At 67.7% G+C, this 18,577-nt stretch carries 17 protein-coding genes; 10 read left to right on the forward strand and 7 right to left on the reverse strand.

What is annotated here, in order from left to right; all coding sequences use genetic code 11:
• Nucleotides 1-578: 578 nt before the first annotated feature.
• Nucleotides 579-1,148: a DUF6431 domain-containing protein gene (locus DL519_RS40210; RefSeq protein WP_223840070.1), complete on the forward strand. Its 570-nt coding sequence runs from the start codon at nt 579-581 to the stop codon at nt 1,146-1,148.
• Nucleotides 1,149-1,170: 22 nt separating this feature from the next.
• Here DL519_RS40210 and DL519_RS40215 read toward each other — a convergent pair whose 3' ends face one another.
• Nucleotides 1,171-1,638: a hypothetical protein gene (locus DL519_RS40215; RefSeq protein WP_190822707.1), complete on the reverse strand. Its 468-nt coding sequence runs from the start codon at nt 1,636-1,638 to the stop codon at nt 1,171-1,173.
• Between the two features lie 40 nt (nt 1,639-1,678).
• On the opposite strand from DL519_RS40215, the gene DL519_RS50590 reads away from it, so the two are divergent.
• The 3 genes from DL519_RS50590 to DL519_RS40230 all read left to right on the forward strand — a co-directional run bounded on the left by DL519_RS50590 (nt 1,679) and on the right by DL519_RS40230 (nt 4,206).
• Nucleotides 1,679-2,530, forward strand: coding sequence for a WXG100 family type VII secretion target (locus DL519_RS50590; protein WP_190822709.1), 852 nt, complete (start codon nt 1,679-1,681; stop codon nt 2,528-2,530).
• Between the two features lie 570 nt (nt 2,531-3,100).
• The gene (locus DL519_RS40225; protein WP_223840070.1) at nt 3,101-3,670 is read left to right on the forward strand and encodes a DUF6431 domain-containing protein; all 570 of its coding nucleotides are present in this window, start codon (nt 3,101-3,103) and stop codon (nt 3,668-3,670) included.
• Between the two features lie 293 nt (nt 3,671-3,963).
• Nucleotides 3,964-4,206 (forward strand): hypothetical protein, encoded by a 243-nt coding sequence (locus tag DL519_RS40230; RefSeq protein WP_190822710.1) that lies wholly within the window; start codon nt 3,964-3,966, stop codon nt 4,204-4,206.
• A gap of 131 nt (nt 4,207-4,337) precedes the next feature.
• Here the strand turns inward: DL519_RS40230 and DL519_RS40235 are convergent, their stop codons facing one another.
• Both DL519_RS40235 and pruA read right to left on the reverse strand, forming a co-directional pair.
• Entirely contained in the window at nt 4,338-5,267 is a 930-nt protein-coding gene (locus tag DL519_RS40235) for a proline dehydrogenase family protein (RefSeq protein ID WP_190822712.1), read from the reverse strand.
• A gap of 141 nt (nt 5,268-5,408) precedes the next feature.
• Nucleotides 5,409-7,037 carry an L-glutamate gamma-semialdehyde dehydrogenase gene (pruA, locus tag DL519_RS40240; RefSeq protein ID WP_190822714.1) on the reverse strand — a complete coding sequence of 543 codons (1,629 nt, stop codon included), beginning with the start codon at nt 7,035-7,037 and terminating at the stop codon, nt 5,409-5,411.
• Nucleotides 7,038-7,184: 147 nt separating this feature from the next.
• Between pruA and DL519_RS40245 the strand changes: the two genes are divergently transcribed.
• On the forward strand, nt 7,185-8,840 hold the full coding sequence (locus DL519_RS40245) for a PucR family transcriptional regulator (RefSeq protein ID WP_223840071.1): 1,656 nt from the start codon (nt 7,185-7,187) through the stop codon (nt 8,838-8,840).
• A 199-nt stretch (nt 8,841-9,039) separates the two neighbouring features.
• Here the strand turns inward: DL519_RS40245 and DL519_RS40250 are convergent, their stop codons facing one another.
• From DL519_RS40250 to DL519_RS40265, 4 genes are all read right to left on the reverse strand, one after another.
• Nucleotides 9,040-9,432 (reverse strand): type II toxin-antitoxin system VapC family toxin, encoded by a 393-nt coding sequence (locus tag DL519_RS40250; protein WP_190822716.1) that lies wholly within the window; start codon nt 9,430-9,432, stop codon nt 9,040-9,042.
• Complete coding sequence (locus tag DL519_RS40255; RefSeq protein ID WP_190822717.1) at nt 9,429-9,737, reverse strand: hypothetical protein; 309 nt, start codon at nt 9,735-9,737, stop codon at nt 9,429-9,431. The genes DL519_RS40250 and DL519_RS40255 overlap by 4 nt, the downstream gene beginning before the upstream one ends.
• A gap of 77 nt (nt 9,738-9,814) precedes the next feature.
• Nucleotides 9,815-10,747 (reverse strand): type I pantothenate kinase, encoded by a 933-nt coding sequence (gene coaA / locus DL519_RS40260; protein WP_190822720.1) that lies wholly within the window; start codon nt 10,745-10,747, stop codon nt 9,815-9,817.
• Nucleotides 10,748-11,078: 331 nt separating this feature from the next.
• Nucleotides 11,079-12,530, reverse strand: coding sequence for an amino acid permease (locus DL519_RS40265; RefSeq protein ID WP_190822722.1), 1,452 nt, complete (start codon nt 12,528-12,530; stop codon nt 11,079-11,081).
• Between the two features lie 185 nt (nt 12,531-12,715).
• Between DL519_RS40265 and DL519_RS40270 the strand changes: the two genes are divergently transcribed.
• The 5 genes from DL519_RS40270 to DL519_RS40290 all read left to right on the forward strand — a co-directional run bounded on the left by DL519_RS40270 (nt 12,716) and on the right by DL519_RS40290 (nt 18,503).
• Complete coding sequence (locus DL519_RS40270; protein ID WP_223840072.1) at nt 12,716-12,931, forward strand: hypothetical protein; 216 nt, start codon at nt 12,716-12,718, stop codon at nt 12,929-12,931.
• 297 nt (nt 12,932-13,228) lie between these two features.
• On the forward strand, nt 13,229-14,608 hold the full coding sequence (locus tag DL519_RS40275; RefSeq protein WP_190822724.1) for an FAD-binding oxidoreductase: 1,380 nt from the start codon (nt 13,229-13,231) through the stop codon (nt 14,606-14,608).
• Nucleotides 14,609-14,735: 127 nt separating this feature from the next.
• Nucleotides 14,736-15,965, forward strand: a complete 1,230-nt coding sequence (locus tag DL519_RS40280) for an SAM-dependent methyltransferase (protein ID WP_190822726.1) — start codon at nt 14,736-14,738, stop codon at nt 15,963-15,965.
• A gap of 327 nt (nt 15,966-16,292) precedes the next feature.
• Nucleotides 16,293-17,687: an IS1380 family transposase gene (locus DL519_RS40285; protein ID WP_190814282.1), complete on the forward strand. Its 1,395-nt coding sequence runs from the start codon at nt 16,293-16,295 to the stop codon at nt 17,685-17,687.
• Nucleotides 17,688-18,020: 333 nt separating this feature from the next.
• A complete protein-coding gene (locus DL519_RS40290; protein WP_190822728.1) occupies nt 18,021-18,503 on the forward strand; it encodes a VOC family protein in 483 nt (160 codons plus the stop codon).
• The last annotated feature ends 74 nt before the right edge of the window (nt 18,504-18,577 follow it).

Here is an 18,577-nt window from a genome sequence, read left to right on the forward strand (position 1 = left end):
ACGTCAAAGTTTGTGATCTTGGTGTGAAGTCCTGAGTGCGTGGTGACGCGTGGTGTGTCTGGATGTGGGTGGTGGCCTTCTGCCTGCGATGATGCGGGTTACCACACCTTGATCATCGTCCTAACAGGAGGCCATCGGTGTCAGTGTCGCATGTCCAGGATTCGTGCTCGCCGATTGCTGGCGGGTTCGGTGCGTGCCTGGAGATCGGCATGGACGTCGGTGTTGCCGCGGTGGGCGGGTTGGTCGAGATGCTGAGTCGGGTGCCTGATCCGCGCAAGCCGCGCGGGGTTCGTCACTGTTGTCCGGCGTTCTGGATGAGGACGTGGAGCCCTGTCGGCGGCATTGACGGTGAGCACGCCCAAGAGCTTCGTCCCCGGCGGCAGAATGAACACCACGCGCGCCCGCCCAGCACAGGGCTGACCGCTCCTGATCCCTCATGTTCATCGTGACGGCAGCACATCGCCCGGCCGTCCGTCGACTATGGACGATCCAGGACCACGATCAGCAACGCGAACTGGCCCCTGGACCGCCACAAGCGTGATAGGCATGCTGGACCACTGTGCGAGGAGCCCGCCGCCGTGATCATCGTGCTGGACGTCGAGCAGGCCGAGGTCGACTTGCACGCCGGTGCGCTGAGCTGTCCACACTGCTCGGCGGTGCTACGACCGTGGTCCTCCGCGTCGGCCCGACAGATCCGACAGCTCGACGGTTCGCACAGCCTGGTGCGACCGCGCCGGGCACGCTGTTCGGGTTGCCGGGCCACCCAGGTGCTCATGCCGGCCTGGTGCCTGCCCCGGCGGGCCGACGCGGCCGAGGTCATCGGCGCGGCGCTGGTCGCGAAGGCGCGTGGGCAGGGTTACCGCTCGATCGCGCGTGAGCTGGGCCGCCCGGTCTCCACGGTGCGGCACTGGCTGCGTGGCGTCCGGGGCGATCAGGTGGAATGGCTGCGGCGTCAAGGTGTGCAGCGGACGTTCGAGCTGGACCAGGACCTGCTGGTGGACCTCACGGTGCAGGCCACGGCGTTGGGCGACGCGCTGTGCGCGTTGGCTGCGGCCGTGCTGGCCTGGCGGCGCCGTTTCGCCCGACCTGTCCAGGCGTGGACGCTGATCGGGGTTTTCACCGCTGGTCGCCTGCTCGCTCCACCATGATCAACACGGACATGTCGTGGAATCAGTGTGTCCGCAGTTGGTCACCGGCACGGAGGGCGAGGGCCGACAGGATGAGCATGACGGCGTCACCGTGAGCACGAACGGTGCCCTGTTCGTGCTCATCTACAGCGTCTCCGTCATGTTCATTTTGAATGCCGGGCAACACGTCACCGGGTTGGTTCAGTGCTGGCGGTAACGGTGTTCGCAGCGCTGGCCGGGGCCGGTAACTTCCGGGAAGCGGGGGATCGTCGCGCACCGCCGTAGCGAAGGCGTCGAAGCCCATGTCCACGATCCGGGCGGGGTCGGTGGACACCGCCAGGGCTGCCCGCCAGGTGATCGCTTCCAGTGGATCACCAGCGGTGGCCAGTACCGCCGGCCACGCGCATTCCAGCAGGTCACGCAGGCGCTGGCGGGCCGCTCCGGCTGCGACGAGCTGGTCGGCGCGGCGGGCTCCCAGATGCCGCAGCCGGCACCAGTGCCCCTCCAGCACGTAAGGCACATAGCAGCGCAGTTCCGCGACGCGTTTGGCGATGATCGTGGCGACTTTGAAGTCCGACCGGTCCCGGGTGAAGTCCTCCGTCGAAGTCGATCTGCAGCAGCCCCGTCAGGTCAGGGCCCGCGCCCGCGGCCCACGCGCGTTCCCGGGCCGCTGCCCGCGCGGCACGCACCTCCGGCAGATGCTTTTCGTCGATCCGGTCCAACATCCGCCAGGTGGTCGGCTGTTCGGGAATCTGATCGACAATGGCCTGGATGCGGGTGTCCACGGGGAATCCGAAGGAGAACCATACCCCACGATCCCGGCACGCTTGGGCGAGGGCATGGGTTGCGCCGGCGGAGTCCGAGCGGGCCACCACCCGCACAGTGTCGGGATCTCCCGGCTGAGGCCGCGCATACCCGGGCAGGGCGGACAATGCTTGATTCCAGGCGAACCGAGCTCCATTGAGGACACAGTCACCAAGCTGGGTCAGCAGAGCGAGAAGTTCGGCACGGTGGGAGACGATCTCAAGCGTGTCGACATCGTCGGCTGGACAGGCGAGGCAAGCACCGCGTTCATGGACCTGTTCTCGAAAGAACCACCGAAGTGGCTCAAGGTCTGCGATCTGCTGGATGCTGCTTCGACTTCGTTGACTGAATACGCATCGACGCTGCGTTGGGCTCAGGGGCGAGCGGCCGAAAGCCATCGCCCAATGGGAAAAGGGCTAAGCCGCAACGGAGAGGGCCACAGCAGAGTAACGCGGCCGTCGCGCAAGCCAATGCACAGAACCAGGCCAATGCCGCTGCTGGGAGTTCCAACGTTGTTTCTGTCGCGCCATTTTCGGATCCTGGTGAGCGGGCTCGGAAGGAAGCAATCGAGCTGCTCGCCCGCGCTCGCGAACAGCTAGACTAGAGGACTTCGCACGGCGCGTCGCCGAAAGAATCGGTCGGCAAGATTCGCGGGAGCGTGGCCTCCTTGACGAACTGGTCGATGCGGTGGCTCGTGACTGGAAGACCTCTGGGAAGGCTGAGGCGAGCGGTCTCGGCGCAGGGTTCGGCCGGATCGCGGGTTCGGGGCTGGCGAGGTGCACGTCCCCGCCGGCGGCGTACATCTCGACACCGGTGGCTTCGGTGTTCGGGTAGGTCTGAGCGTTGTAGTTGTCCAGCCACCCGACGGTGGGCAGATACGAGCCAGTTGTTGTCCGGCGTTCTGGATGAGGACGTGGAGCCCTGTCGGCGGCATTGACGGTGAGCACGCCCAAGAGCTTCGTCCCCGGCGGCAGAATGAACACCACGCGCGCCCGCCCAGCACAGGGCTGACCGCTCCTGATCCCTCATGTTCATCGTGACGGCAGCACATCGCCCGGCCGTCCGTCGACTATGGACGATCCAGGACCACGATCAGCAACGCGAACTGGCCCCTGGACCGCCACAAGCGTGATAGGCATGCTGGACCACTGTGCGAGGAGCCCGCCGCCGTGATCATCGTGCTGGACGTCGAGCAGGCCGAGGTCGACTTGCACGCCGGTGCGCTGAGCTGTCCACACTGCTCGGCGGTGCTACGACCGTGGTCCTCCGCGTCGGCCCGACAGATCCGACAGCTCGACGGTTCGCACAGCCTGGTGCGACCGCGCCGGGCACGCTGTTCGGGTTGCCGGGCCACCCAGGTGCTCATGCCGGCCTGGTGCCTGCCCCGGCGGGCCGACGCGGCCGAGGTCATCGGCGCGGCGCTGGTCGCGAAGGCGCGTGGGCAGGGTTACCGCTCGATCGCGCGTGAGCTGGGCCGCCCGGTCTCCACGGTGCGGCACTGGCTGCGTGGCGTCCGGGGCGATCAGGTGGAATGGCTGCGGCGTCAAGGTGTGCAGCGGACGTTCGAGCTGGACCAGGACCTGCTGGTGGACCTCACGGTGCAGGCCACGGCGTTGGGCGACGCGCTGTGCGCGTTGGCTGCGGCCGTGCTGGCCTGGCGGCGCCGTTTCGCCCGACCTGTCCAGGCGTGGACGCTGATCGGGGTTTTCACCGCTGGTCGCCTGCTCGCTCCACCATGATCAACACGGACATGTCGTGGAATCAGTGTGTCCGCAGTTGGTCACCGGCACGGAGGGCGAGGGCCGACAGGATGAGCATGACGGCGTCACCGTGAGCACGAACGGTGCCCTGTTCGTGCTCATCTACAGCGTCTCCGTCATGTTCATTTTGAATGCCGGGCAACAGCCAGTGCCCGAGATCCACAGGTGCACGCCGTCGAGCGCGTCGGGGCTGACACCGAGCTCGTACTTGTACGCGGGCCGCCACGGGGTGGGGAGACGTCGCACTGCCGCAAACAGGGGTCGGTGATCCATTGCGAGTCGATGAGCTGCGCGCGGGTCCGGCCGCGGCCGAACGTCCTACCCCGCAAGCCAGCACGCCTGCCCTGGTCGGCTGGACCGGCTCGGAGGCAACGGCCTACCTCCCGGCGTTCGTGCCACCGTTTATCGCGACCAACAAACTCGGCATGGCGCTGGCGCTGGCGGTGGTCGTGGCCTGCGCCTTCGCGATCACGGCGCTCGCGAACCTCCACCACCGCCGCAAGCAGCGCGCCTGAGCCAGCCCGGTGATCGCGAATATGCTTTCAAAATCCAGATTGCGGCGTTAACCGGGCGTGCGACGTGATCTGCGGCGCATGAAGATGCCCGGCCCGAAAGCGCTTCGGGCCGGGCCTTCCGGGGCGCCGGGTCAGTTCTGGGAGAGCAGCGAACGCAGGAAGAAGACCAGGTTGGCCGGGCGCTCGGCGAGGCGGCGCATGAAGTAGCCGTACCACTCGTCGCCGTAGGCCACGTAAACCCGCAGCTTGTTGCCTTCGGAAGCGATCCGCTTCTGCTCCGCGGCCCGGATGCCGTACAGCATCTGGAACTCGTAGCTGTCCGCGCTGCGCCCGGACCGCGCGGCCAGGTCGGCGGCGATCGCCACCATCCGCGGGTCGTGGCTGGCCACCATCGGGTAACCGTCGCCCTCCATCAGGATCTTCAGGCAGCGGACGTAGGAGCGGTCCACCTCGGCCTTGTCCTGATAGGCGACCGAAGCCGGTTCGGAGTACGCGCCCTTGCACAGCCGCACCCGGGAGCCCTCGCCCGCCAGGTCGCGGCAGTCCTGCTCGGTGCGATGCAGGTAGGCCTGCAGCACCGCGCCGACCCACGGGAAGTCGACTCGCAGGTCGCGGAGGATGCCCAGCGTCGAGTCCGTGGTGGTGTGGTCCTCCATGTCGAGGGTCACCGTGGTCCCGGCGGCGGCCGCGGCCTCGCAGATCAGCCGCGCGTTGTCCAGGGCGATCTTCTCGCCGTCGGCGGGCAGGAACTGCCCGACCGCGGAGAGCTTCACCGAGACCTCGGCCCGGTCGGCCAGGCTCTCGGCGGAGAGCACCTGCAGCATCTGCTGGTAGGCGCGGACGGTGTCGGCGGCCTGCTGCGCAGCGAGGGTGTCTTCGCCGAGGTGGTCGAGCGTGACGTACATGTTCTGGTCACGCAGGGCCCGGGTAGCCCGGACCGCGTCCTCGGGCGTGGTGCCGGCGACGAACCGCGCTACGACCGGCTTGGTCAGCGGGTTGGCCTCCACGAGTCGGCGCACGCCCTGGGAACGGGCGGCGGCCAGCAGGGTGCTGCGCAGCATCGTGGGTCTCCTTCTTCGCAGCTGTGCTCGGGGTTCGGGAATCTCCTGCCTTCCGCGTTGGTTGCAGTCGAAATTGCGTGCCGCGGTTCGCCGGAGGCGCACCGGCGAAGGGTTCGGAGTGAATCGTGTTCCGGCCAGCCCTCAGCCCATGTGCGGGTAGCCGATGTGGGTGGGGGCGTCCCAGGTTTCCTTGATGGCCCGGGGGCTGGTCCAGCGCTGGATGTTCAGCAGCGAACCGGCCTTGTCGTTGGTGCCGGAGCCGCGGCTGCCGCCGAAGGGCTGGCGGGACACGATGGATCCGGTGGGCTTGTCGTTGACGTAGAAGTTGCCGGCCGCGCCGCGCAGCTTCTGGTGCGCCAGCTCGATGGCGCTGCGGTCGGTGGCGAACACCGCACCGGTGAGCGCGTAGGGGCTGGAGGCGTCGACGACGTCGAGGATGCCGGAGTACTTGGCGTCGTCGTAGACGTGCACGGCGATGATCGGCCCGAAGTACTCGGTGTTGAACACCTCGTCGCTGGGGTCGTCGCAGACCAGCACGGTGGGCTCGACGAAGTAGCCGGTGGAGTCGTCGTAGCCGCCGCCGACGAGTACCTCGATGGAGTCGGTCTTGGCCGCTCGGTCCAGCGCTGCCTTGTGCTTGGCGAAGGCGCGGTGGTCGATGACGGCGCCGCCGAAGTGGGAGAAGTCGGTGACGTCGCCGTAGCGGATGGTGCGGGTCAGCTCCGCCAGCTCGTCGCGCAGCCCGCCCTCCCAGATGGAGCGCGGCACGTAGGCGCGGGAGGCTGCGGAGCACTTCTGGCCCTGGTACTCGAACGCGCCCCGGGCGAACGCCGCCGCCAGCGGGGCGGGGTTGGCCGAGGGGTGGACGACGATGAAGTCCTTGCCGCCGGTCTCGCCGACGATGCGCGGATAGGAGCGGTAGGCGTCGAGGTTGTCGCCGATGATCCGCCACAGCTTCTTGAAGGTGGCGGTGGAGCCGGTGAAGTGCAGGCCGGCGAAGCCGGGGTCGGTCAGCGCGACCTCGCTGACGGCCTGGCCGTCGCCGGTGACCAGGTTGATCACCCCGGGCGGCAGGCCGGCGGCCTCGAACAGGCGCATGGTGAAGTGCGCGGCGAACTGCTGCGAGGGCGTCGGCTTCCACACCACGGTGTTGCCCATCAGCGCCGGGGCGGTGGGCAGGTTGCCGGCGATGGCGGTGAAGTTGAACGGCGTGATCGCGGTGACGAACCCGTCCAGGGGGCGGTAGTCCATGCGGTTCCACTCGCCGGGCACCGACCGCGGCTGTTCGGCGATGATCCGCCGGGCGTAGTGGACGTTGAACCGCAGGAAGTCGATGAACTCGCACGCGGCGTCGATCTCGGCCTGTTGCGCCGACTTGGACTGGCCCAGGATGGTGGCGGCGTTGATGGTGTCCCGCCACGGCCCCGCCAACAGGTCCGCGGCGCGCAGCAGCACCGCGGCGCGCTCGTCGAACGACGTCGCGGCCCAGGCGGGGGCGGCGTCCTTGGCGGCCTGCACGGCGTCGGCGACATCCTGGGTGGTGGCCTGCGCGGCGGTGCCCAGCACGTGCTGGTGGTCATGCGGCTGAACGACGTCGAAGCGCTCGCCGCCGCCGAGCCGCTGCACGCCACCGATGGTCTGGGTCAGGTCGATGCGCTCGGACTCCAGCTCCGCGACCCGCTTCTGCAGCGACTCCCGCTCCGGCGAGCCGGGCGCATAGCCCTTGACCGGCTCGTTGTAAGGCACCGGTACCGAAGTGATGGCGTCCATGGCCAATTTCGCCTCCTTGCGGGAAGTCGCTGTCGGGAAAGGGTCCTGTCACTTGGGAGGTTAAGGTTTCGTTAGCGCCCCGGGCTTGTCCGTTCGGCTATCGTTGACATTGCTGGATTGTTCGGTTGGACAAGTGGGGTCCTTGGGTTGCACGAGGTCGAAGTTGACGCCGTGGGCGTTGCCGTGGTGGGCGTGCCATTGCGCCAACTCCTGATCGCAGTGGGGGAACCGCTGGTCGACGTGCTCGCGGCGCCGCGCGGCTTCGACGTCGAGGTGCGCGACGTCGTAATTGTCGACCCGGAGGAGGAGTCCGGCAGCGGTCGCAGCGGCGATTTCGTGCTGGTCATCGGCGCGCGGGGCAGGGCAGCCGCCCGGCTGGTGCGCGCCGCGGCCCGCGACGGGGCGGCCGCCGTGGCGGTGAAGGTCGACTCCGAAACCGACGCGCGGGCCTTGCGCGACACCGCGATCGACTGCCGGATCGCGCTGCTCGGCGTGCGGCCCGAGGTCCGCTGGGAGCGGCTGGAGTCCTTCGCGCGTTCGGCCGTCGACAACGCCCGGCTGACCACCGACGCGGACCTGGGCGAGGCGCTGGGCGACCTGTTCTCGCTGGCCCAAACGGTGGCGGCAATGACCGACGGCATCGTCGCGATCGAGGACACCGCGAGCCGCGTGCTGGCGTATTCGCGCTCCGACGACGAGGTCGACGAGCTGCGCCGCCTGTCGATCCTGGGGCGGCAGGGGCCGGAGCCGTACCTGGCGATGCTCCGGGAATGGGGCGTCTACCAGCGGTTGCGCGCCGGTGAGGACGTCGTGCGCATCGACGAGCGGCCGGACCTGGGCATCCGCCGCCGGATGGCGGTCGGCATCCATGCGGGCGCCCAACCGCTGGGCACGATCTGGGTGCAGGAGGGCAAGCGGCCGCTGTCCGAGCATTCCGAGCGGGCGCTGCTGGGCGCGGCGCGCGTGGCGGCGCTGCAGCTGATCCGGCAGCGCACCGAGGCCACGGCCGGGCCGCGGTTCCGGGAGAACCTGCTGACCGGTTTGCTGGACGGCCTCATCGACGCCCAGTCGGTGGCCGACAACATCGGTGCGGATCCGGCGAAGCCGGCGGTGGTCGTGGTGTTCACGCTGCGCCCGTCGGACGCCAGCGCGGACCGCTCCGAACTGGAGCTGCAGCGGTCCGAGATGACCAGCCTGATCTCGGTGCACGCCTCGGCCTACCGGCGCAGCGCGCTGGTCACCACGATCGGTTCACGGGTGTACGTGCTGCTGCCGGACCTGCCGGAACGCTCGGCGGTGGCGTCGGCGTTGAGCCTGACCAGGGAGATCGTGGCTACCGCCAAGCAGCACCTGCGGGCTCGGGTGCAGGTGGGCGTTGGATCGGCGGTCCGGACGCTGGACGAGGTGGCGGAGTCGCGCACCGAGGCGGACCGGATCCTTGACGCGATGACCCACGACCTGCACGCGGAGATCGCCACCATCTCGGATGTGCGGGCGCAGGTGGTGATCAGCGAGATCCTGACGGTGCTGCAGGGCAACGAGCAGTTCCGCGACTCCCGCCTGGCGGCGCTGCACGAGCACGACGCGGAGCACGGAACCGACCTGGCCCGCTCGCTGCTGGCGTACCTGGAGGCCTTCGGCGACGTCCGCGCGGCCAGCGACGGCTTGCACGTCCACCCGAACACCCTCCGCTACCGGGTCCGCCGGGCCGGTGAGATCACGGGCATCGACTTCGCCAACCCGACGGAACGCCTGAGCGCCCACCTGCAACTACTGCTCGCCCGCCGGACCGCCCGCCGCTGACAGCTACTCGCTAGCGTTCTTGCGGATACTCGCCACCAGCAAGGCGAAGTCGTCGTAGGGCTCCGGATCATCACCGTCGCCGGGCCACCAGTCGTACGCGGTCCACTCGCCGTTGTCCGCGATGCTGTCCGCGTGCAGCAGCCAGCAGTTGCCGGCACCGCCGTCGTCGTGATTCGTGCTCGCCCGTCCCCGATGAGGGTCAAGCTGGTGCTTCGACCGGGAGCGCAGCCTCGGAGGCAGCCTCAGCGAGTCGCTTGTCGTAGGTGACGAATGCCGTCAGTGCGATCCGGGCATCCAACGCCGTGGCCAGGTGGATCGAGTCCAAGCTTCGCAGGTGGGTGCCGTTCAGTGCAGCGGCTGCGGCTAGCACCGGGTCGACGGGTCGGAGCAGGAGACCATCCAGGAATTCGTCGGCAGCGTTGCGCACCGCACGATCGGCCCCGAGTCGGGTCAATGCGCGGTGCAGTTCGACTCGCAGCAGCCTTGATGAGATCAACGGTTCGTCGTGTGACTCCAGCCAACTGATCAGTGCATCGGACTCGGATTCCGGAATGATCAACTTGATGGCTGCGCAGGAATCCAGATAGATCACCGGTCGGTCTCCTCGCGATCCGCGAGGATGGCGGCTGAGCCGACGGGTTCACCGGCTTGGGCGTTGCGCGCCGGAGCATTGCGCAGCCAAGACCGAAGTCGCTGCTGGCGCTGTCGCCAGTCTTCTGGCACCTCGCCTCGGTCGACCCACTCGTCGAGGAGCATTTCGTCAGGATTGGGGGCGGTGAGTACTCCGACGAGCTTGCCGTTGCGCGTGATGATCAGGCGCCGCTCGTGCTGCAGCCGATCGAACACCTCGCCACTCCGGTGGATGAGGTCGGACACGGTCACTCGTGCAGCGGCCATGTCACCATCATATGTCAATGGTGACTCAATTCGAGGTCTGTCACCGCAGCTAGGCTCCGAGCTGCTGTCTGGCGGCGTCAGAGCTTGCGGAGGCGGACCCGGTTGATCGAGTGGTCGATGTCCTTGCGCAGCACCAGGGTTGCGCGGGGGCGGGTCGGGAGGATGTTTTCCACCAGGTTCGGTTCGTTGATCGTGCGCCACAGGTGCTCGGCCTCGGCGCGGGCCTCGGAGTCGGAGAGCTCGGCGAAGTGGTGGAAGTGCGAGTTCGGGTTCGCGAACGCCGTGCTGCGCAGCGCCAGGAAGCGGTCGGTGTACCAGCGGGCGATGTGGTCGGTGTGCGCGTCGACGTAGATCGAGAAGTCGAACAGGTCCGACACGGCCAGGCTCGGCGCGGGCTGCAGCACGTTAAGCCCCTCGATGATCAAGATGTCCGGCTTGCGGACCACGTGCTGCTCGCCGGGCAGGATGTCGTAGGCGACGTGCGAGTAGACCGGCGCGGCCACCTCCGGCGCCCCGGACTTCACCTCGGTGACGAAGCGCAGCAGCGCCCGCCGGTCGTAGCTCTCGGGGAAGCCCTTGCGGTGCATCAGGCCGCGGCGCACCAGCTCGGCCTTCGGGTACAGGAAGCCGTCGGTGGTGACCAGGTCGACCCGCGGGTGGTCGGGCCAGCGGGCCAGCAGCGTGCGCAGGATCCGCGCGGTGGTCGACTTGCCGACTGCGACGCTGCCCGCGATGCCGATCACGAACGGCACCTTCGTGCCACGGGTCTCCTCGCCCAGGAACGTCGTGGTGGTCTCGTGCAGCCGCTGGCGGGCGGCCACCTGGAGGCTGATCAGCCGCGACAGCGGCAGGTAGACGTCGGCGACCTCGGCGAGGTCGACCGGCTCGCCGAGCCCGCGCAGGGCGACGAGCTCGTCCTCGGTCAGCGGCAGGGGAAGGGAGTCGCGTAGTTCCCGCCACTGCGCGCGGTGCAACTCGACATACGGGCTCAGTTCGCGAACACGCGTCACAGGCACCCCTCGGCATTGAGGCCCGGTAGGAACTCAGACGCCCCCGTAAAACTTCCGGCGACGCTGGGAAAAACCCTAGGACGCCGAAGCCGTGCGACGCTGTGATCCAGCGCACGCTGAGACGCAGCGAACACCCTTGATCGATCGCGACGTTCTTCCGCTTCGCGGACACCAAATTCCATTTCCAGCATTTTCAATGGAAATTGGACCTTCGATTTCCATTGAAATCGCACTCGAACGCCGGAACGCCGGGACGCCGGACGTCGTATGGGGAGACGACGTCCGGCGTTCCGAGTTCCGAGTTCCCGGTCCTCCGACCGGGGTCAACGGCTTACTTCTGGGGGTCGGTGGACGAGAGCTCGTTGAGCTTCGACTTCCGGTAGCCGTAGGCGAAGTAGATCACCAGCCCGATGGCGAACCAGACGGCGAACCGCAGCCACGTCACCGGGTCGAGGAAGGTGACCAGCCAGATCGAGAACACGATGCCGATGATCGGCACGACCGGCATGCCGGGGCACTTGAACCCGCGTGGCAGCTCCGGCCGCTTGTAGCGGAGGACGATGACCGCGGCGCACACGATCACGAACGCCAGCAGGATACCGATGTTGGTCAACTCCGCGGCCTCGCCGATCGGCAGCAGACCCGCGATCAGCGCCGAGGCGATACCGATTAGCCAGGTGAAGCGGCTCGGCACCTTGCGCACCGGGTGGGTCTTGGAGAACCACTTCGGCAGCAGGCCGTCCCGGCTCATCGCGAAGCCCACCCGGGTCACACCGAGCATGAAGGTGAACAGCACGGTGAGGATGCCCAGGATGGCGCCGACGGCGATGATCGCGCCCAGCACCGGCAGACCGACGTCGGCGAAGGCGGTGGCGAACGCGCTCTCGGCGCTGATCTGCTGGTACGGGATCATGCCGGTCAGCACCAGGCAGGCCAGCACGTAGAGCACCATCGAGATGGCCAGCGAGTACATGATCGCTTTCGGCATGTGCCGCTGGGCGTCCTTGGACTCCTCCGCCGCCGTGCTCATCGCGTCGTAGCCGAACACCGCGAAGAACACCGTTGCCGCACCGGCGAACGCGCCGCTGATGCCGAAGGGGAAGAACGGGTTGTAGTTGCCGGTGTTGATGTGGAACGCGCCGACGACGATCACGACCAGCACCACGGCGACCTTCAGGTACACCAGCAGCGTTTCGAAGCGCGCCGCGCTCTTCATGCCCTGGTTGAGGATGAAGGCGATCAGCAGGCACAGCAGCGCCGCGAACAGGTTGATCTTGTAGCTACCCGCCGGGGCGGCGCCGTCCTCGGTGCCCGGCGCGCCCATCATCCACAGCGGCAGATCGATGTGCAGGAAGCCGAGCAGCTCGTTGAAGTAACCCGAGATGCCGATGGCGACCACCGCGACGATCGCGGTGTACTCCAGTAACAGGTCCCAGCCGATCAGCCAGCCGACGACCTCGCCGAGCACCGCGTATCCGTAGGTGTAGGCCGAACCAGCCTTGGGGATCATGCCCGCGAACTCCGCGTAGGAGAACGCCGCGGCCGCGCTGGCGATACCCGCGATCAGGAAGGAGATCAACACCGCGGGTCCGGCCTTTTCGTTGGCGACGGCGCCGGCCAGGGAGAAGATCCCGGCGCCGATGATGCCGCCGACGCCGATCGCGGTGAGCTGCCACAGGCCCAGCGAGCGCTTGAGCCCGGACTCGCCGTCGTCCTCGACGATCGAGTCGATCGGCTTGCGGCGGAATATCCCCCGCCCTGGGGTCAGGCTTGGTGTGGTCACGGATTCTCCCGAATGCGTTCGTCCTGCGCGAAAGGGTACGTACATCGCGTGATCCGGCCCGGTGGACGTTCCGCGCAACGTCGTCCGTGTCCTGCATCACCGAAGGGTTTGCACGTCGCGGCGAAACCTACGCGCCGCCGACGCGTCACTTGGTTGTGGGGTCAGATGAGAGTTTCGAGCCTCGTTTGGTCGAGCGGACAAACGCCCGGTGGGCGGCCCCGGGGGGTGCGACGAAGATCGAGACCTTCGCGTCGGTGGCGCGCCCGGCCTCGGTGCTGGTGGACCGGGAGCTGGCGGCCGCCTTGCGGGGGCACCCGGAGTACCCGCTGATCTCGGTGGGGCCGACCAAGGTGCAGGGCTTCCGCGGCCTGCGCGCCTGGGCGCTGCGCCGTTCGTGGTGAAGTCGCATCGCCGGCCGTGAGTCTTTCGGGTTGCTGTTGCCGCCCAGAAGGCTCACGGTCGGCGTGCGGCACCGGCCCGGTGCCGATGTGACCGAAATCCCGCTGCATTTGCATGCAACAAGCAAGAATCTTTGATAGCGCATCGGTTCTACGTCGATCACCTGGCGTTTTGCGATCTTCGACGACCGTCGCCGACGGTCCCACCTGGTTGCTTTACCCCTTTCATCCGCATTGCGGCCATGTTCGGTCCACGTAAAACGGGATGCCTGGGGGCTGGACCAGCAATAGAGTCGAGGCATGGCCGATCGGGGAACAGTCGTGGCAGAAAGCCATTCCGACGAAGTATCCGCTCTGGTGGCGCAGTACGGCCGGTTGCCGGCCGGCGCGCCAGTGCGCCTTGCCAAACCGACCTCGAACCTCTTTCGCTTCCGCGCGCCGTCGCAGGGGCCGGGACTGGACGTCGGGCGGTTCAACCGGGTGCTGGAGGTGGATTCCGCCGGCCGCACCGCGCAGGTGCAGGGCATGGCGACCTACGAGAGCATCGTCGACGCGCTGCTGCCGTCCGGGCACATCCCGCTGGTGGTGCCCCAGCTCAAGACGATCACGCTCGGCGGTGCGGTCGCCGGGCTGGGCATCGAATCCACCTCTTTCCGCAGCGGTCTCCCGCATGAATCCGTGCGGGAGATGGAGATCCTCACCGGAGCCGGTGAGGTGGTCCGGGCCCGGCCGGACAACGAGCACGCCGACCTCTTCCGGGGGTTTCCGAACTCCTACGGCACGCTGGGCTATGCGCTGCGGCTGGAGATCGAGCTGGAGCAGGTCAAGCCGTACGTCCGGTTGCGGCACGTGCGCTTCGGCTCGGCGCGGGAATGCGCCACGGCGATCGCCGAGATCTGCCGCGACCGCAGCTTCGACGGGGAGCCGGTCGACTTCCTCGACGGCACCGTGTTCAGCCCGCGCGAGCAGTATCTGACGCTGGTGTCCTATGTGGACAAGGCGCCGTTCACCAGCGACTACACCGGGCAGCAGGTCTACTACCGGTCCATCCAGCAGCGGCAGGTCGACTACCTGGGCATCCACGACTACCTGTGGCGCTGGGACACCGACTGGTTCTGGTGCTCCCGCGCGCTCGGCGCGCAGCACCCGCTGGTCCGCCGCTTCTGGCCGCAGCAGTACCGCCGCTCCGACGTCTACCGCCGGATCGTGGCCTGGGACCGCCGTCACTCGGTCACCGACCGGATCGCGGTGCTGCGCGGCAAGGGCCTCAATGAGCCGGTGATCCAGGACGTGGAGATCCCGGTGGACCGGCTGCCGGAGTTCCTGGAGTTCTTCCACCGCGACATCGGGATCTCCCCGGTCTGGCTGTGCCCGGTGCAACTGCGCGACCGCGAGGGCTGGCCGCTGTACCCGATGGACCCGGACACGCTGTACGTCAACGTCGGTTTCTGGGCCACGGTGCCGCTGAAGCCGGGCGAGGCGCCGGGGCGGCACAACCGGGCCATCGAGCGCGCGGTGACCGAACTCGGCGGGCACAAGTCGCTGTACTCCAACTCCTATTTCGAGGAAGCGGAGTTCTGGCAGCTCTACAACCGCCCCGCCTACCAGCAGTTGAAGGAGAGGTACGACCCGAAGGGCCGGCTTCCCGGGCTGTACGAGAAATGCGTGGGGGAAAGATGATTTCTACGCAGCTTGAGTCGTGGTCACGTCGTTTTTGGCAGGCCGGGCACGTCGCTCGAATGCCCTTCGGGCATAAAAGCAAATCCCACGCGGCCCTCGAACTGAGCGGCAGGAAGGAGATCCGCTGATGGGCTGGGCAGAGGCGTTCACGCGCATCCTCGGAAGCGACGTCTCGGTGGAGGTCCGCGCGTTCGACGGCAGTCGCGCCGGGCGTGCCGCGGCGGATGTGTGCGTGGAAATCCGTTCGCCGCTCGCACTTTCGCATCTCGCCGCCGCGCCGGGCGAGCTTGGCCTGGCGCGCGCCTACGTCACCGGGGCGATCGAGGTGCACGGCGACATGTACACCGCGCTGACCGCGTTCCCCAGCGTGGCGCTCAACGACGTCTCGCCGAGCCTGCGGCGCGAACTGGCGGTGAAGCTGGCCGGGTACCGGTTGTGGTGGCCGGTGCGACCGCCGGCGGTGGAGCACCGCTCGCGCGGCTGGCGGCACTCGAAGCGCCGCGACAGCAAGTCGGTCTCGTACCACTACGACGTGTCCAACCGGTTCTACGAGTGGGTGCTGGGCCCGTCGATGGCCTACACCTGCGCGGTGTACCCCGAGGCGACGTCCACTTTGGAGGAGGCGCAGTTCACCAAGCACGATCTGGTGGCGCGCAAGCTCGGCCTGCAGGAAGGCATGCGGTTGCTGGACGTCGGCTGCGGCTGGGGCGGCATGGTGATGCATGCGGCCGAGCACTACGGGGTGCGCGCGCTCGGTGTGACGTTGTCCCGGCAGCAGGCGCAGTGGGCGCAGAAGACCATCGCCGAACGCGGGCTGGCCGACCTCGCCGAGATCCGCCACCTGGACTACCGCGACGTCACCGAGACCGGCTTCGATGCGGTCAGCTCGATCGGGCTCACCGAGCACATCGGCCTGGCGCAGCTGCCGGGCTACTTCTCGTTCCTGGCGGGCAAGCTGCGCCCCGGTGGGCGGCTGCTCAACCACTGCATCACCCGGCCGGACGGCAGCCACGGGTCGCGGCCGGGCAAGTTCATCGCCCGTTACGTCTTCCCGGACGGCGAGCTGGAGCCGGTGGGCACGCTCGTGTCGGCGATGAACGACAACGGCTTCGAGGTGCGGCACGACGAGAACCTGCGGGAGCACTACGCGCTGACGCTGGCCGGTTGGTGCCGGAACCTGGAGGAGCACTGGGACGAGGCAGTCGCCGAGGTCGGCTTCGACCGGGCGCGCGTGTGGCGGCTCTACATGGCGGCCTGCCAGCTGGGTTTCGAGCGCAACATGGTCCAACTGCACCAGGTCCTCGGCGTCCGCCTGGACGGCACCGACGCCCACTACCCGCTGCGTCCGACCTGGTAGCGAGCCGTGTCCGCTGTTCAGGCTCGTGAGCTCGTTGGATCGCTAGCGGCTGTTAGTGAACTCGGTTGCGCGGTGGGCAGTGAACGGCCTGTTTGCCTCGATAGACGAGGTGAACGGTCCGTTCGCCTCATTCCCCTCGGTGTCGGTGGGCACCGAGGGGAATGAGGCGAACGGACCGTTTGTCTCAATAGGCCCGGATCCACCGGTGTTGTGGTGAAAGTTTGTGCAGGCGGGGGTCGTGTCGTGGTGGGGCAGATGCCCTCTGGCCTGGGATGATTGTTCTTGCAAGAGAGACAATCGGTTCCTGGATGAGAGGGCATCTGCTGGATGCAAGCATCGCATAGTGTCGGCGCGGTGTCGGTGAGGTTCGATGATCCGAATCTCGTGTCGTGTGCGGGATTGGTGCCGGTGTTGCGGCTGGCCGAGCAGGTCGGGGTGGCTGATCTGGCTGAGCAGACGGTGAAATTGTCGCCGGATGTGGGGTCGGCGGGGGCGAATCCGGGTGTGAAGGTGTCCTCGATCGTGGCGGGGATGGCCTGTGGTGCGGACTCGTTCGAGGATCTGGGTGTGATCCGCCACGGTGGCATGTCGCGGTTGTTCGACGGGATCCGGGCGCCGTCGACGCTGGGCACGTTTCTGCGTGGGTTCACCTATGGGCATGTGGCGCAGCTGGAGAAGCTGGGCCGGATCGTGCTGGAACGCCTGGCCGGGCGGTGCGGGTTGTTGCCGGGGGCCGATGAGCTGGTGTTCGTCGATATCGACTCGAAGATCAAAGAGGTCTACGGGGCGGGGAAGCAGGGCTCGGCGTATGGGTATACGAAGGTGCGGGGCCTGAACTATCTGATGGCCACGATCTCCACCCCCGGTACGGCGCCGGTGGTGGCGGCGACCCGGATGCGGGGTGGTAACGCCAATTCCGCCCGCGGCGCGGCGTCACTGATCACCTCGGCGATCAAGACGGCCCGGGCGTGTGGTGCGACGGGGACGATCGTGGTGCGGGGTGATTCGGCGTTTTTCACCGGCCCGGTCATCGCCGCGATCCGCAAAGCCGGGGCGTATTTCTCGGTCACCGCCAAACACACCGCGACTGTGAAGGCCGCGATCGCCGGGATCGACGAGAACACATGGCAGACCGTGCGTTTCAACCGGCCGGTCTTCGACGACCGCGCCAAGCAGTGGATCTATGAGGGCGAGATCGCCGAAACGACACTGGAGGCGTTCACCAACGTCACCCAGAATCCCGGCCGTGCGGTCACCGCCCGGCTGATCGTGCGCCGCACCCGGATCACCACCACCGATGCCACCGGCGAGTTGTTCCCGGTCTGGCTTTATCACGCGATCTTCACCGACTCCCCGCACGAGCTGCTCACCGCCGAGGCCGAGCACCGCGGCCGCGCCGGGACGATCGAGCAAGTCTTCGCCGACCTCAACGACTCCGCCGCGGCCCACCTGCCCTCCGGGCAGCTCGCCGCCAACGGCGCCTGGCTGTCCCTGGCCGCGCTGACCCACAACCTGATGCGTGCCGCAGGCAGTCTCGCGTCGCAGTTCCACGCCAAAGCCCGCACCACCACCCTGCGGCGGCACCTCATCACGATCCCGGCCCGTATCGCCCGCTCCGCCCGCCGCATCGTGCTGCACCTCCCGGCCGACTGGCACTGGAAACAGGCCTTCACCAGCCTGTTCACCGCAACCCACCCCCCGCCAGCCGGGGCCTGCCCCTGACCACACCCGCCTACGGGCGCCGACCGGAGACCACAGTGGATAAGCCGGACCACCAGGCCGGCGGACTCCGCACACCCACCACCAGCATTATCGATCAACACCCCCAAGACCTTGATCAACAACCCACGCCAAAACCAACTCGGTGGATCCGGGATAGGCGAGGCGAACAGGCCGTTCGCTTCAATAGCCGCACCTACCACCACTACATCCAGAGCAGCCGCTACAGCGACTCAAAGTGCTCACGGGCCTTTCCGGTGCCCGCGATGAGTTCTGCCGCGGTGGCCGGTCTACCTGTCTGCGGCCAGCATGATGGCGACGAGACGGGAGACGGGCATGTACGAGATCAAGCAGAAGATCATCACCAACCTCTGGTTCGACACCGCGGCCGAGGAGGCCGCGCGGTACTACGCCGGCATCTTTGACGACTCGCGCGTCGTGCACGTGCAGCGCTACGGCGAGGCGGGGCCGGGCGAGCCGGGAACGGTCATGACCGTGCTGTTCGAGCTGGCCGGGCAGCAGTTCGTGGGCATCAACGGCGGGCCGCAGTTCAAGTTCACCGAGGCCATCTCGCTGGAGGTCCTGTGCGACTCGCAGCACGAGGTGGACCGGCTGTGGCAGCAGCTCGGCGAGGGCGGCGAGCCCGGCCCCTGCGGCTGGCTGAAGGACAAGTACGGCCTGTCCTGGCAGATCGTCCCGCGCCGTCTGTACGAACTGATCACCGCTGCGGACGAGGCCAAGGCCCAGCGAGCGATGAAGGCGATGCTGAGCATGGGCAAGCTCGACATCGCCACCCTTGAAGCAGCAGCCGAAGGCTGAGCGCCCCCAGCGTCGGCGACGGGTGACGGAGATCTGCGCGTTCTTCCCCTGGCCGGTGTTCACTGCTGGCAAAC

The organism is Saccharopolyspora pogona (assembly GCF_014697215.1).
In the GTDB taxonomy this organism is placed as follows: Bacteria; Actinomycetota; Actinomycetes; order Mycobacteriales; family Pseudonocardiaceae; genus Saccharopolyspora; species Saccharopolyspora hattusasensis.

Excerpts from the sequence above, each read along its gene's own strand:
- DL519_RS50590 (WP_190822709.1), top strand. The coding sequence starts at position 1,679 with ATGATCGTGGCGACTTTGAAGTCCGACCGGTCCCGGGTGAAGTCCTCC.
- DL519_RS40235 (WP_190822712.1), bottom strand. The coding sequence starts at position 5,267 with ATGCTGCGCAGCACCCTGCTGGCCGCCGCCCGTTCCCAGGGCGTGCGC.
- pruA (WP_190822714.1), bottom strand. The coding sequence starts at position 7,037 with ATGGACGCCATCACTTCGGTACCGGTGCCTTACAACGAGCCGGTCAAG.
- DL519_RS40255 (WP_190822717.1), bottom strand. The coding sequence starts at position 9,737 with ATGGCCGCTGCACGAGTGACCGTGTCCGACCTCATCCACCGGAGTGGC.
- DL519_RS40275 (WP_190822724.1), top strand. The coding sequence starts at position 13,229 with ATGGCCGATCGGGGAACAGTCGTGGCAGAAAGCCATTCCGACGAAGTA.
- DL519_RS40280 (WP_190822726.1), top strand. The coding sequence starts at position 14,736 with ATGGGCTGGGCAGAGGCGTTCACGCGCATCCTCGGAAGCGACGTCTCG.
- DL519_RS40285 (WP_190814282.1), top strand. The coding sequence starts at position 16,293 with ATGCAAGCATCGCATAGTGTCGGCGCGGTGTCGGTGAGGTTCGATGAT.
- DL519_RS40290 (WP_190822728.1), top strand. The coding sequence starts at position 18,021 with ATGTACGAGATCAAGCAGAAGATCATCACCAACCTCTGGTTCGACACC.